The following is a 14215-nucleotide window of genomic DNA, read 5'->3' as shown; positions in this document are numbered from 1 at the left end:
TTCGGGTTCAGAAACAGGTTTAAAGCTAAACAGTTCAGATTCAAAATTAAAAGGTTCGGGAAAATCCGGATCTCTATTATCAGGCAAAATCAAAAGTTCTGGTTCAGGCGCACGTTGAGGTTCTTGTTGAGGTTCTTGTTGAGGCTCTTGTTGAGGCTCTTGTTGAGGCTCTTGTTGAGGCTCTTGTTGAGGCTCTTGTTGAGGCTCTTGTTGAGGGCCAGGATCGGATTCGGGTTCAGGCTTATCAGACTGCCAGCTGTTATCTCCACCGCCGTTATTCCCCCCATCTTCTTCCTCTTTTTCTTCTTCCTCTTTTTCTTTTTCTTCTTCCTCACTTAAAGGCTCTTCATTTCCTTGGTCTTCGTTTTCCGGGTCAGGTTCTTTTCCTCCGGCATCTGGTTCCTCAGAAGTCCCCTCATCCTCTTCTTTTGTATCCGGGTCATCACTTATCCCCCGGATTGGTGCTTGAAACCTAAAAAATCTCAATTCCAAATTCGTCAATGGACGGGGCGGTTCAATCCCCTGATTTTGAAAAAAATCAACAACCATAAGGGGCTTGGTGATAAACTGAGTATTGCCCATGTTGTCCTGAACCACCAGGGTTTTTCCTGGTCCGATATCTTCGACACCATGTTTTTCCGTTGTTTTATTTACTTCACTTACAACCGTGGTCCCACGGATTCCAATTGTTGCCAGAGGAGATTTGATTTTAAAATGATCCGGGTTCTGTTTGGCAATCTCTCCTGTGATTGTCCTGAAAACACCTTTTGTCATTTGCAAAAGAAGGTCGGAATTGTCTGCTGACTGAGAATCATATACATAGGAATCAATGTTTATTTCACTGTCTTGACCAATGGACAAGCTCGTATCATCCAGGAATTTAATTTCCAGCTTGCTTCCCTTATCCGTCACAAGGGTTTCGCCTTGAAAAATTTCACTGTTTGATGAAAGTTCCCGCATTTCAGTACCTGACAATGCCCTGGCACTGCCTTGTATTGAAATAACCTTACCAACCGATTCCATAGTCATAGTGCTGTCAGCCATTTGTTTTCCTCATCTGATATCATATATGATTTTTTTCTCACACTTGGCTCTCTAAAAATCAACTATAAATATTTACGTTCACCTATAATTCGTTGAAAAAAATTAGTCAACAGTTTCATTAACTCATATAATTTCAACAAACTGGCCGAATAGACAGGGGTTAAAGCCTGAATTCTTCCTTGCAATGCTCACAAAAAGAAGTAGATAGCATTTGCCGGCAGTGAATGCACTTATCCATTAAAAACCGATCCTTTCCTTGCATTTGGTCGCAATTCGGACAATGCCAGTTTTTACGGGTTGAAACAAGCTTGTAGCAATTCGGGCATTTAATGGGGAATTTTCTGAAAATCAAATAGAAAATTCCTGCGCCAATAAAAAAAGGCCCCATTAATTTAAATTGAAGTGTGGAAGCAAACTGGTCAAATTCCGCTGAACTGGAAAGAATAACATACAGCAGAAATGCAATGGTGGTAATCGCCAGAAATTTAAATCGAAAATGAAAAAAAACACTTTTTAATGGTTTTTCATCCATAACTTGTAAGCTCCTTGTTTTTTTTATTTTAATAAAAATTTCACTTCACTTGTTCTGTCAGTGTTTGAACTTTCATTTTCCAGTGGCTCCAGCAGAAAAATCCTCTCTTTTTCAACCTTACCTGTTGAGAGCAGATATGCCTTTATATTTTCTGACCGTTTCATGGATAGAAGTCTTAAATCATCTTTTCCGACATTGATATTTGTCATCAACAACTTGGTTTTTTCCTCCATACCAATTTCTTTTTCATTGCCGGCCTCATCCCTTGGTTTAGGAAATTTTGCCACAGCATAGGCCATATCAATATAGTACTGCAAATCTTCTTTTAGGATCACCACATCTTTTAATGTTCCTGTATCACTTCCTGAAGCTGATAACTCTTTTATTTGCTCAGCCTTGATCAAATCTTCAAAGCCTTTTTTTCTTAAAACTTCAGCATCCCGGATGTTGTCATAAATTCCCTGAATTTCCAGGTTTATGGATGTTTTTTCCTGTAAGATCTGCGCCAGTTTATCCAGTTTTTCATAATCAGACGGGTTGATTGCTGAATCACCATATTCAAATTCAACAAACCCCAGATCCTCCCCGCCGCCAAACATGGCACCTATTATTGAAAAAGGTGACGTCACCACTTTTAAAATCAGGTTTGAAATCATTTTCAAAACAATGGAACCTATTTTAAATTCAGGGTCATCCAATTGGCCTGAAACCGGCAGATCAAGGTTAATCCGGCCGTCCCTGTTTTTTAACAGGGAAATGGCAAGTCCGACAGGCAATGATGTGGCATCCTTGCTTTCCACACGTTCGCCCAGAAAAAAATTATCAAATTGAACCCTATTTTCTGATTTAAGGGTACTCCCGTCAATGGTATATTCAAGATCTAAAATAAGTTTTCCTTTTTCGATTTTGTACCCCAGATACCTGGATGAATATGGAGTAAAATTTACCAGTTCAATATCCTTAAAAGAGATATTGATGTCTGCAATTTTTTTTGCAGCCAGTGGATTTATGGTCCCTGCAATATCAAGAGGTGAAGAGTTACCATGAAGCCCTTTCAGTGAAAGCTTTGCCCGGGATTGTTCGTCTGATGAAAGGCCGGTGACAGATCCTGCAATCTGTTTCATGCCTGCTGTGAAATTGGGTTGGGTCAGATAATCTGAAAAACTGATATCCCCTCCCTGCAGCGTGATACTGTCTACGCGAATCTGTGGTGTTTCAGATGCTGCTGTTTTCTGTTTATTTTCCTGCTTGCTTTCCTGTTTGCTTGTTTGGCCTTTCCCGTGATCTTCTGGTGTGTCCTGCTTGAAAATTGTATTCAAGTTAATTTCACCGGTATTACTGACAATAATCCGGGAATAAAAATCAGTCAGTGAAATATCTTTTACAGTGACCTTAACCGGGAATAACGACACATCAAGTCCTGAAAAATATAATGAGTTGCATTTAAAAAAATCCGTTGCTGTCTTTTTATCAAGACAGATAAAGTTGGTCAGGGATGTTTCTCCGGCAAACGTAATGTTATTATTGCGGGTGCCTCTCATATCCAGATCAAGAGTTCCTTTTGTGTTCAGATGTCCGTCTGTGACAAGAACTCTTACAAAATTTGTAAAATAAGGCTGTAAGGATTTGATATCAATTTTTTTTAAATTCACATCAAGCCCTGCACTTAACATTGATGGAACCGCATTGCCCTTGATACTGATCCGCCCTTCCCTGCCCCAGTCCATTTGAACCGCAACACGGCCCTTTTGTTCACCCTGAGTTTTAAGATCCGCAGCATTGATGGAGATATTGGAAAGATCAATTTTTACAGGATCAGTGTTGGTCAGATCATTGAACTGTACGGCAAATCCGGTTGCATCAAAAGAGTTCATTGTGACATCCCACAAGGACTCTTTTTCCCCGGATGATACAGCAGTTGTTTTACCGGCAGTGTTTGCCGGTTGCCGTGATTCCTGAACAGGCATGACACTTTTGACAATGTTGATTTGTCCGTCTTTATCCCTTTTCAACAGGATGTTTCCATTTCGGGCGGTAATCGTTCCGGTATCAATTTTTTTATTGCCCACATCAATGACTGCCCCTTTGATCTTGAATTCCGGAATATTGATCATCTCTTCTTTGGACTGTTGATCAGAAAATACCAGGGATTGCATCGAAAACTCAGGGGTGTTGATCGTCATATTCAAGGTATTGCTTTTTTGTGATACCTTTGCCCCTGCCAGAAAATTCATTGTACATTTAACGGCTGTTTCATTGGAAAAATCCTGAAAAGACACTGCAGCATCTTTGATTTCAAAGTCTTCCAGGTTGAGACTGAAAAAATTGTGCCCGGCGTTTGCAGTTTTCTTGTCTTCTTTTTTCTCTTCTTTAAGATTCTCGTTATTTTTTGAAAAATAGTCTAACAAATTTATTTTACCGGCCTTATCCCGGTTTACATTCAATTGCGGGGTGGCCATTAAAATTTTTGAAATATTTAATTGATTTGCCAAAACATCTGACGGTGAAATATCAATCGTCAATAACGGGATTTTAATTATTTCCTCTTCAACACCCCCATTTACAATCGCGTTTAATGCATTGATGGTTCCCTGAACCACGAGCGAATTTTTTGAATCTGCTTTGCTATAGCCGGCATGGAAATCCAGGTTAATATCCAGGTTAAGATCCATTTTTTTCAACCGGATATTTTCAGGCATTGACAGATAGGAAAGATAGTGAATCAAATCAATATCCAATGTCCTGATGTCCACCTGCGTGGCAAGGTCTTCTGCAAATGGCGTTGATTCAACATGAATATCAGTTTTTGACTGGTTTAAGGTAAAACCAATATCCAGTTTTGATTTTTCATGCCTGTTTTTTTGTCTGCTGCTTAACAAAGGAAGGGACAAGGAAAAGTTCTCCATAAGATGAGAGACATCATTTGCCTTATCCTTGAACCGGATTTCACCCTGAACAATATTGACATTTTTTAAAACAAAGTTGATGAGTTCCCCTGAACTCTTCTGATCGTCATTTTTATCTTTATTCTTATCCTTTTCCTTTGAAAGCGTTTCATCTTGTTTGCCGGAATTTAAAAGATCTGAGAAATTAAACGATCCGTCTTGGTTTTGAACAATACTCACATAGGGACTTTCCAAAGAAATATCAGATATGCCAAGGGTAAAGGCAAACAGGGAAAAAAAGCTTAAATCAGCTGATATTTTGTCTGCGGAAAAAAAAACGTCTTTGTTGTTTTCTGTTGCAGCTTTATTTTTTTCTTTCACAATCAGGACATCAATTGTCGATGTAAAAGTATAAGGATTGATAAAAATCTTTTCAATAAAGACCTCCCTGTTCAGCAAAGTGCTTAATTTGTTCATCAGGATATTCTTTCCAACAATTGGCAACAAAAAGAATCCAACCAGGGTATACAGCAAAATAACGGCAACCGGAATTAAACTTGTTTTTCTTAAAAAGAAAGCTTTCATTGTCATATCGTATACATTCCTTCTGCTAAATAATTCCAAAAAGCGGTCCGCCTTTTTTTCCCATGGATTTTACCTTTTCAGCAACCTTTGGATCGGACACCAACGGATCGGCATGAAAGGGTTTGATTCTGGCATCTATGATCAAGGGAGGGGTGCAGCCCCAATGTTTAAACAAAGTTTTCTCATTCACACCATAAATATCATGAGAAGGGTTTGATCGTAAAAAAGTCACCCATAAAAAATTTGAAAATGATTTTGCTGCAAAACCTGCATCATCTGCAACCACAAACAAAGGAAGCGATTCAAGCCCGGTTTGAGTCTGCAAATGTTTTTTCAACTGATTTATCTGTACTTTTCCTTGTGAATAAGTTTTAAATGCAGGGCCTTCAAGTACCACCATGCCAGGTGCGACAATTTTCGGATGAAAAAATTCGTTTGGCAAAGAAAAAAATTGGGGAAAATCAAATCCCAAGGTTCGTTTTTTTTCACCGGCTGCAGCAATCACAAGTTTTGATCCATGGTTGATGTCCCGGGTGGAATAATCAAGAGTATCCATGGTTGTTTTTGTAAAAAAATGCAAATCAGATTCAAAATCAATATGTTCAAGCATATGAATAAAAAAAGCTTTTTCATCGGTCACATCCAGATCAGGATTGTCTTCATGGGCACAGATCAACAAATATTTTGCCAGTGACAACTGACCTGTTCCCATTACCCTTGCAGCATGGGTTAACAATTCTCTTGGCATCCTTTTTTCATAAGGAACATACCGCTCATGAGCTTTTACAAGAAGAAGGGGATGAACGCCTGCGTCATCAACAGCATTCACGGCTGTAACCCCGGGAATGCTGTCCTGAATTGCGGATCGTGTTATCTTGTGGATCAATCTTCCGAAATTGGAATCTTCCTGGGGCGGTCGTCCCACCACGGTAAACGGAAAAATGGCACCAGGTCTGTGGTAAACTGACTCTACTTTTAAATACGGGTAGTCGTGTGCCAGAGAATAATAACCCAAATGATCGCCAAAGGGGCCTTCTTTTTTTGTTTTTGCCGGGACAAGGATTCCTGTTATGCAAAAATCCGCATCTGCTGAAATAAAATGCCGGTCTTTATTTGCATAGCGAAAATTTCTCCCGGACAGTGACCCTGCAAAGGCGATTTCAGGAATTCCTTCCGGAAGCGGCATGACAGCGGCAAGGGTATGGGCAGGCGGTCCGCCGATAAAGATACTGACCCGTAAAGCCTGATTTTTCTCAAGAGCTTTTTGGTGATGGTTGCCGATCCCCCGGTGCAATTGATAATGAAGACCGATCTCTTTGCCCGGATCATAGTCATTTCCGGAAATTTGAATTCTGTACATGCCCAGATTTGAAGTGAAAACAGACGGCTTTGCCGGATCTTTTGAAAAAACCTGGGGCAACAGGATAAAGGCCCCGCCATCCTCAGGCCAGCACTTGATCATGGGAAGATCCCTGATATCACATTTGTTTTCCAGCACCTTGGGATTGGATGTCTTTACAGGTAATGCGTGTAAGAGTGCGGGCAGGGCTTTTGATGTTTTCCTCAAAGATCGAACCGCCAATCCCGGATCTGATTTGATATCCACAAGGGCTTTGACAGATGCAAGCTGGGGTTCAAAAATTTTCAGGGTTCTTTCCCAGGTGCCGAACAGGTTTGAGACTGCGGGGAATTTAGTGTTCATCACATTGGCAAACAATATGGCCGGGCCATTGGCATCAAACACCTGTCTTGTGATTTCAGCCATTTCAAGGTTTGGATCAACCGGTTGCCGGATCGTTACCAGTTCCCCCTGTTTTTCCAAAAAATTGACACACTGCCGGAGGCTTGAAAATTTCATGATTTAATTTCTTCTCCAGACAGTTTAATTAACAGCATGATTAACAGTCTGATTAACAATTTTATTATTTGACATAGCCCCATTCTTTCAGACGATTATAGGCGTACTTGGAATATTGATTGGGCTGATAATTAATCAGTTTCAAATAGGTCTGATAATGATGGGCTGCCGGAGACCTGTCACCTTTTTTATCCAGGCAATACCCTTTATAAAAAGCCATTTGCGGGTTACCCGGCAACAGGCCGTCACACTTGCTGAAATTTTGATAAGCTGCCCCATATTGTTTAAGCTCGGTATTGGCCATACCGGCAACATAGTGACCCTGGACTTCCGACGGATACAATTTTTTTGCAGCATCTGCATAGGACAAGGCCTGGGCAGGTTTTTTCATGATCATCAGGCATTTGGACATTAACACATGGGCTGTATAATCCTCTTTCAGAGCATACAAGGAGTTTTTAAAAGAAGTCTGAGCTTTGTCATACTCTTTTTTTGCCAGATGCTTTTCTCCTTGCTGCAAAAGTTCTATGCCTTGTTTTTTAGCACGCAGGGAAGCTGTATGATCCATATATCTTTCACGGTTCAACAAATAATTTTTTGAATACCGATAAATCCCTTGTTCCCTTTGAATTGCGGAATTTAACCGTTCCGAACTCATTGGATGGGTTGAAAAAAGTATCTGGGCGGAATTTGGTTTTTCCCTGTTCATGGCATTGAGCATCTGCATAAGTTCTACAAATCCTTTGGAGGGATAGCCCGCCTTAACCATATATTCGTTGCCAAGAGAATCAGCTTCCCTTTCGTTATCCCGGCTGTACTTGGACAAAAGCAATCCCTGGCTCAGCATGCCAAGCTGTTGAGTTAATTCGCCAAGGCCAGAGCTTTGAGTGCCTGCGGCAATGGAGACACCGCTCACGAGCAGAGAAGAAAGTTGCCCTTTGGAGATCTGTTCCGCTGTGTGCCTTGCATTGACATGGCCAAGTTCATGGCCAAGCAAAGCTGCAAGTTGGGCCTCATTGTCAAGTTTCAATAAAATTCCCCGGGTAACGGCAATGGAGCCGCCGGGAAATGCATATGCATTAATATAAGTTGCATTCACACAATTAAAATTATAAGGCATTCCTGGCCTGTGGACATTAAACAACAATGCCTTGCCCACATCAGAAACATACCGGTTGAGTTCAGCATCCGTTGTAATGCCGTAATCCGAAGAAAACTGAAAAGGTGACTGCTGTTTGTCAATTCCGATCTCCTGTTGCTGGGAAACCATCATCAATTGTTTTTTTCCTGTAACAGGATCAACAGCACACCCGGTAAAACATGCAGCACCTGCAACAGATGCAGACATAAATGCTGAATATTTTAGAAACTGCCTTCTTGAAATTTGATTGTTTTTAATTGATTGATTCATTTTTCTATTTCCCTGTCTGGTAGGTTCTTTTTTACTGTATGAAATGGCTTATAACCTTTTGAAATCAGGGTTCTTTTGTTTTTTTATTGTGACAGCTTGACCTGCCATGGCCGTTAGTGATCCTTAACAAACAAACTGATAATCAAAAAAACAACGCCAAGCCCAAATAAAAAACAAAAAAACGGTAAATCATAAATCAGGAAATCCAGGTTTTTTTGTATAAAATCACTGCCTATTAGCGTTATAACGGTTTCAGACGTATCATTTCCGATTATTTTTGATAGGGTCAAATCAACCCAGAAATTTTTAGATTCCATAAAGCCGGAAACAGTACTAAAAATACCCATAACCAATCCTGCCACTAATGAAAAAATTCCTAATTTAGTAAACATTTTCTATCGTCCCCTATTCCTGATTTATAAAAACTTTTTAAATGATGCACCAATATATTCTGCAAACTTTGTCCAAGTCAAACTATTTTCCCCCACAAGGCTTTTATTTACCAACCCTTTATGATAAATCCTGTCGATACTACGACTATGAAAAACGAGACTATATTAAAAAAGATAGGCATTGCATCCTTTATCATGATGGCATCCGTATTTGCCAGTCGTGTCATCGGAGTTTTTCGTGAAATGACCATTGCCGGTGTCGGCGGCATAAACGCCGGTGTTGATGCCTACCAGATCGCGTTTATTCTTCCTGAAATTCTTAACCATATTGTGGCAAGCGGTTTTCTTTCCATCACCTTTATTCCCATATTTGCCCACTATCTTTCCTCAAACAAAAAAAAGGAAGGATACCGGGTCTTTTCAATTATTTTGAACGGGTTCGGGCTTCTTTTGTTAGGTTTTATCATGGTCACGATGATATGGGCACCCCGTTTTGTTAACCTGCTGGCACCGGGAATCAATGATCCCGGCACCTTTGCTCTTGCCGTAAAAATGACCCGGATCATCATACCTGCCCAGTTTTTCTTTTTTGCCGGCGGGCTTCTCATGGCGGTTCAGTTTGCCAATGAAAAATTTTTCATCCCTGCTCTTGCACCGTTGATATACAACATATCCATTATTCTGGGCGGACTTGTTTTAGGCCCTTTCATGGGGATGGAAGGATTTGCCTGGGGCGTACTGGCGGGCGCATTTGTGGGTAATTTTGCACTACAGGTCATGGGCGCAAAAAAACTTGGGGCCAGGTATTACCCTATCCTGTGCTTTACCCATCCTGATTTAATACGTTACGTTCAGCTCACACTACCTTTAATGATAGGGTTAACCATGACATTCTCAACGGAAATTCTCTTGAAATTTTTCGGGTCTTATTTGCCTTCCGGCAGTATTGCCGCCATGAATTATGCTCTCAGGGTTATGTTTATTATTGTTGGACTTTTCGGGCAGGCCATCGGGGTTGCCTCTTATCCGTTTATGGCAAAACTGGCCCGTCAAGGCAATATTTTTGAGTTAAACCGCCTGTTAAACAAAACATTAAAATTTATTTTCCTGGTCATTCCTTTTTGTGTTCTGTTTATTGTGTTAAGCCGTGAAATTGTAACCATACTTTTTCAAAGAGGTCAATTTGATGCCCAGGCAACCATGGTGACCACGGGAATTCTGCCTTTTTTCATGGTCGGTGCTTTTGCTTTTTCAGCCCAGAACATTGTTTCAAGGGGATACTATGCCATTCAAAACACCCTTTTTCCGGCTATTTTCACAACTCTTTGTGTTTTATTCAGCCTCCCTGTTATTTTCCTGTTCATGAAAATAATGGGAGCCAAGGGAGTGGCCTTAGGGTTATCACTGTCGGTGATCATCCAGGCATTTATCCTGTTTGAATGCTGGAACAAAAAAAGTTTAAATTCTGAAAAAAAAGAGGTTTATCAGTTCTTTTTAAAAATGATCCCCATCAGCCTGATGATGGGGATCATACTTTTTATAACCGCTTCCGGCCTGCGACTATTCATTGATCCTGCAACTCTTTTGGGGTCTTTGGCCATTGCAGGTCTGATCGGAATTGAATTTTTATTTCTATTTTTCTTAACCGGGTCTGTTTTAAACATACCGGAAATTCTTATTTTCTATGAAAACATTTACAAAAGGATTTTCCCATGGCTAAAAAAACGATTGAAAAAACAAATGAAAAAATCACAATAGCAGCCGATAAAATCAAAGCATCAAATAATTTGGTTATCTTTACCGGCGCCGGTATCTCAACGGAAAGTGGAATACCCGATTACAGAAGCCAGGGGGGCATTTGGGACAAATTCCAGCCAGTGTACTTTGATGAATTCATGTCGTCCAAAAAAGCTCGGATCAAGTATTGGGAACAGCGGCTTGACATGGAAAAAAGCCTGTCTGTATCCAAACCCAACAAGGGCCATAAAAGCATTGCAAAACTTCATGAAATGGGCAAATTAAAGGCTTTGATCACACAGAATATTGACGGACTTCATGAAGCATCCGGCATTCCGGCAAAAAAAATCATTGAACTACACGGCAACACCCGGCGCGTAAGGTGCATGAGTTGCAGCAAACTGATCTCCTGGGAGGAAACACAAAAGATGATTGATGCAGGCGAAAAGGCACCTGAATGTTCCTGCGGCGGATATTTTAAGCCGGACACGGTTTCTTTCGGCCAGGCCATGCCGGTCGAGGAGACCAGGAGAGCTGTCGAGTTGTCAACAAACAGTGATGTCTTTATTGTCGTGGGTTCCACACTTCTGGTTCAACCGGCAGCCTTGATGCCGGAATATGCCAAAAATGCGGGTGCTTTTCTTGTTATTATCAATCTTTCTGAAACTCCTTATGATACAAAATGTGATGTACTGATCCGGGGAAAGGCAGGAGATGTCCTGAAAAATATTGTTAATCAGGTTATCTCTGACTGAAAAGGAAATTGGGATAAGGGCTATCATCAACTTGCCGCTGTAACTTTAGCTGTGCTTTGTCTGTCTCAACAAATTTTGAGCAGCCGCTCTGCTAAAGTTACAGCGGTAATATAATTGTCGGGCGATTGTCCATCCCGCGCCCGGTCTACTTGTTGTTAAGCAAATAACCGCTGCAAATGAAGCGCAGCGGAATTTGTATCCGATTAATTTATGTTGTTATGCTTTTTTTTCGCCTAAAGTATATAAAATACCCATTTCAAGCCAGATTCCTTTGTCAGATGCAAATTCTTTTATTTCAGCTAAATGTTCTTTTTGGAATTTTATAAAATCATTTTTGGAAAGTTGATTTACCAATCCACGAAAACCCCCGTTCCAGATTATGTACCACCAGTCCGAGACATCTTTTAGATAGTAACCAAAATCTTTCTGCTTACATTGTATATTCTGCAATCCGGCTTCTTTAAAAAGAGAGGTGCATTGTTCTTTTGTTGCAACTCGTTTCCAAGCAATGCTTGGCACTTCAATTCCATAATTTTCAAGGCGGTTGATAAATAGATTGAAAAGAGGAGTAAAGGCATTGTCGAAAAATGTTGTTATAAGGACTGTGCCTCCGGCTTTGACTTTACTGGCTATATGGATTAGTTGTTTTTCCATATCCTCGACGAAAAAAATACTAAAAGCGCTTACTGCGATATCAAAATTATTATCTTTGTAATCAATAGCCTGCATGTCCATTTCAACAAATGTAACATTTTGTATTCCCAGCTCATTTTTGTTTTTAATGGCCTGGGTGAGCATGCCTTCTGAAAAATCTATACCCGTCACCTGTCCATCCGGCAAATCTTTAGCAATAGCAAGTGCCACATATCCAGTTCCTGTGGCCACATCAATTACATGCTCATCTCCCCTCAAATTTAAAAATGAGGAGACTTGATTAGGGGTCTCAGAAAAAAAACGCATTGCTGAATGTCCATATCCATCAGAAATAGCATTAAATGTATTCTTATATAATTCTTTCAATTCAATATGATCCATAATAATACTTCCTTGTATAGTTTGAAGCCTAACACGGCCTTCACTGGCGGCAATTTTGCTGCAACTACGTGTATTATGTTCCTGATATGATATTATTTGTCAGATAGTGTCCATGGTTTTGTAAAGTAAGTTTCGCGAACTTCAGATGCCTTTGACTTTGCCCAGTTTTCCAGCCCCATCTTATTTATTAAACATAAATTGAAGACTTTCATATTATGCGGCAGCTCAGTAGACCTGTCAGCATAAGGGTGTAAGTTGTCACATGGGAATTCGTTACAATCTCCACAAAAATCAAGGCCCTTGTTTTTAGAGCATTCATATGCAGCACAACTATGCGAATCACCAAAGATATGTTTTTGTAATGGTATATTGCCATCGTGATTTCGGCATCCTTTGCACAGCATTATTTCAACAGGTACATTATATTCTTCGGACATTTTTTCAACTACAGCTCTTGCTTCCTTGTTTTCAAGGGCCAAATAGAAATGGCAATTAAAACAATCAAGGCCACAGGGGGCAGTCATATAAAAATAATCCATAATTGATCCTCCTCATAATTTTTAGATTAATTTTGACAGGGAAGATTATAATTCAACCGCTGGCAATAAACATCACCCATTTGGAGGATATTGGTAAAATTCAGGCAATATAACACCAAAATAACCGATGAAATCAGGTTTATTTTTTTGTTGAGATATTGTGGTTATAGATAATAGTCTTCAAACTGACTTTGATTTACATTTTACAGGCCGTAAAAGTAAACTTTTGTTTTTATGAAGCTTTTATTTGGAAAGTTTCAGGCGTCCACAAGCCTTTTTCAACTCTTTTTTTATAGTATTTTTTAGGAATGAGGGCGTTAATATCATTTCTGATTTTTTTGAGATTGGCTCTGTCTTCATGTATGTTATTGAATCTATCAATAATGCCATTTATTGGTCCGACTTCAACTCCAATCCATTTTCTTTCTTTCAATTCTGAAACTACATAAGTGGTCCCCGATCCGCCAAAGGGATCAAAGACAACATCTCCTTTATTTGAAGACATTTCGATTATCCTATCTAACAATTTAACGGATAACTCGTTTGATCCATTTCTTTTTTTGTATTTTGCATGTCTTACTGGTGGAATATCCAGCCAAACATCACTAATATTAATTCCATCAGGATTCATTTTATTTTTATAGCCACCATAATCTTTTAAATCACCATAGCAATGAGGGCATATACCCATGGGAAGGCGGTCAGGATGAAAGGTGTTTGGTTTCTCGCCCTTGCAATAATATAACAGAGAGTAGTGTGAAGGATATAACCGCCCTCTGACAGGTAGAGAGTATTTAATATCGACGGAAATCCAGTGTCTGAATGTCAATATTGAGTTTAAGAATTCCGACAAGTAGGTATTCCATTTTGGAAGATTCCATGTAAAAAAACTTCCCCCAGGCTTCAATACGCGAGTACATTCATATGCCCAGTTTTCACACCATGACAAGTATTGTTCTGTTTTAAGATCATCATCAATCCTGGAAGGGTATAATTTATTTAAATTAAATGGTGGATCTGCAAACACAATATCAACACTATCAGATTCCATTGTTTTAAGCAGATCTAAACAATCGCACTGATAAAGCTTCCCAAGTTCAGTTTCGAATAAAGTTTTGATATCGTTTTTTGACTCTTTTCTTTCTTTTTTAGATGATAACAGTTTTTCAATTTGTTGAGCATTTTTTGCGATCAAGGATTTTAATTCATGATTGAAGGTCTCAGTTAATAACATCAGTTCAATTTTTGATAAATCCGTATTTTTTAATATAAGATTTAAATCCTTGCCGGTTGGCATTTTATTGCCATCATTATAATATTTTAGACGTTTGGCGGAAATACCTGTTTTTTTTGAGAACCTATTTAACGACAATCTGTCCTCTATTTGCAGTGCTTTGAAAAACATATCGTAACCTTCTACAGCTCATTATTTTAAAATTCAT

11 protein-coding genes are annotated in these 14215 nt (G+C 39.6%); 2 read left to right on the top strand and 9 right to left on the bottom strand.

Annotation, left to right across the window (positions count from 1 at the left end; genetic code table 11):
- The 6 genes from BLT94_RS20500 to BLT94_RS20475 form a co-directional block, all read right to left on the bottom strand.
- Positions 1-1044: FecR family protein (locus BLT94_RS20500; protein WP_092238389.1), on the bottom strand; the 1044-nt coding region annotated here is incomplete at its 3' end.
- 160 nt (positions 1045-1204) lie between these two features.
- Entirely contained in the window at positions 1205-1576 is a 372-nt protein-coding gene (locus tag BLT94_RS20495) for a hypothetical protein (protein WP_092238387.1), read from the bottom strand.
- Between the two features lie 23 nt (positions 1577-1599).
- Entirely contained in the window at positions 1600-5052 is a 3453-nt protein-coding gene (locus BLT94_RS20490; protein WP_092238384.1) for a DUF748 domain-containing protein, read from the bottom strand.
- A gap of 19 nt (positions 5053-5071) precedes the next feature.
- On the bottom strand, positions 5072-6904 hold the full coding sequence (locus tag BLT94_RS20485) for a UbiD family decarboxylase (protein ID WP_092238382.1): 1833 nt from the start codon (positions 6902-6904) through the stop codon (positions 5072-5074).
- Positions 6905-6968: 64 nt separating this feature from the next.
- Positions 6969-8315: a M48 family metalloprotease gene (locus BLT94_RS20480; protein ID WP_092238379.1), complete on the bottom strand. Its 1347-nt coding sequence runs from the start codon at positions 8313-8315 to the stop codon at positions 6969-6971.
- 113 nt (positions 8316-8428) lie between these two features.
- Positions 8429-8707: a hypothetical protein gene (locus BLT94_RS20475; protein WP_092238376.1), complete on the bottom strand. Its 279-nt coding sequence runs from the start codon at positions 8705-8707 to the stop codon at positions 8429-8431.
- 147 nt (positions 8708-8854) lie between these two features.
- Between BLT94_RS20475 and murJ the strand changes: the two genes are divergently transcribed.
- Positions 8855-10465 (top strand): murein biosynthesis integral membrane protein MurJ, encoded by a 1611-nt coding sequence (gene murJ / locus BLT94_RS20470; protein ID WP_092238373.1) that lies wholly within the window; start codon positions 8855-8857, stop codon positions 10463-10465.
- Positions 10420-11199, top strand: coding sequence for an SIR2 family NAD-dependent protein deacylase (locus tag BLT94_RS20465; protein ID WP_092238370.1), 780 nt, complete (start codon positions 10420-10422; stop codon positions 11197-11199). Before murJ ends, BLT94_RS20465 begins: the two co-directional genes overlap by 46 nt.
- Positions 11200-11415: 216 nt before the next feature.
- On the opposite strand, the gene BLT94_RS20460 is transcribed toward BLT94_RS20465, so the two are convergent.
- The 3 genes from BLT94_RS20460 to BLT94_RS20450 form a co-directional block, all read right to left on the bottom strand.
- Positions 11416-12234 (bottom strand): class I SAM-dependent methyltransferase, encoded by an 819-nt coding sequence (locus tag BLT94_RS20460; RefSeq protein WP_092238367.1) that lies wholly within the window; start codon positions 12232-12234, stop codon positions 11416-11418.
- Between the two features lie 92 nt (positions 12235-12326).
- A complete protein-coding gene (locus BLT94_RS20455) occupies positions 12327-12773 on the bottom strand; it encodes a DUF3795 domain-containing protein (RefSeq protein WP_092238364.1) in 447 nt (148 codons plus the stop codon).
- A 232-nt stretch (positions 12774-13005) separates the two neighbouring features.
- On the bottom strand, positions 13006-14178 hold the full coding sequence (locus BLT94_RS20450; RefSeq protein WP_092238362.1) for a DNA-methyltransferase: 1173 nt from the start codon (positions 14176-14178) through the stop codon (positions 13006-13008).
- Positions 14179-14215 lie beyond the last annotated feature (37 nt).

The organism is Desulfobacula phenolica (assembly GCF_900105645.1).
Lineage (GTDB): Bacteria > Desulfobacterota > Desulfobacteria > Desulfobacterales > Desulfobacteraceae > Desulfobacula > Desulfobacula toluolica.
The sequence above is the reverse complement of the archived record's forward strand: the minus strand, read 5'-3'. Positions and strand labels throughout refer to the sequence as shown.

Excerpts from the sequence above, each read along its gene's own strand:
- BLT94_RS20460 (WP_092238367.1), bottom strand. The coding sequence starts at position 12,234 with ATGGATCATATTGAATTGAAAGAATTATATAAGAATACATTTAATGCT.
- BLT94_RS20475 (WP_092238376.1), bottom strand. The coding sequence starts at position 8,707 with ATGTTTACTAAATTAGGAATTTTTTCATTAGTGGCAGGATTGGTTATG.
- murJ (WP_092238373.1), top strand. The coding sequence starts at position 8,855 with ATGAAAAACGAGACTATATTAAAAAAGATAGGCATTGCATCCTTTATC.
- BLT94_RS20495 (WP_092238387.1), bottom strand. The coding sequence starts at position 1,576 with ATGGATGAAAAACCATTAAAAAGTGTTTTTTTTCATTTTCGATTTAAA.
- BLT94_RS20490 (WP_092238384.1), bottom strand. The coding sequence starts at position 5,052 with ATGACAATGAAAGCTTTCTTTTTAAGAAAAACAAGTTTAATTCCGGTT.
- BLT94_RS20480 (WP_092238379.1), bottom strand. The coding sequence starts at position 8,315 with ATGAATCAATCAATTAAAAACAATCAAATTTCAAGAAGGCAGTTTCTA.
- BLT94_RS20465 (WP_092238370.1), top strand. The coding sequence starts at position 10,420 with ATGGCTAAAAAAACGATTGAAAAAACAAATGAAAAAATCACAATAGCA.
- BLT94_RS20455 (WP_092238364.1), bottom strand. The coding sequence starts at position 12,773 with ATGGATTATTTTTATATGACTGCCCCCTGTGGCCTTGATTGTTTTAAT.
- BLT94_RS20485 (WP_092238382.1), bottom strand. The coding sequence starts at position 6,904 with ATGAAATTTTCAAGCCTCCGGCAGTGTGTCAATTTTTTGGAAAAACAG.
- BLT94_RS20450 (WP_092238362.1), bottom strand. The coding sequence starts at position 14,178 with ATGTTTTTCAAAGCACTGCAAATAGAGGACAGATTGTCGTTAAATAGG.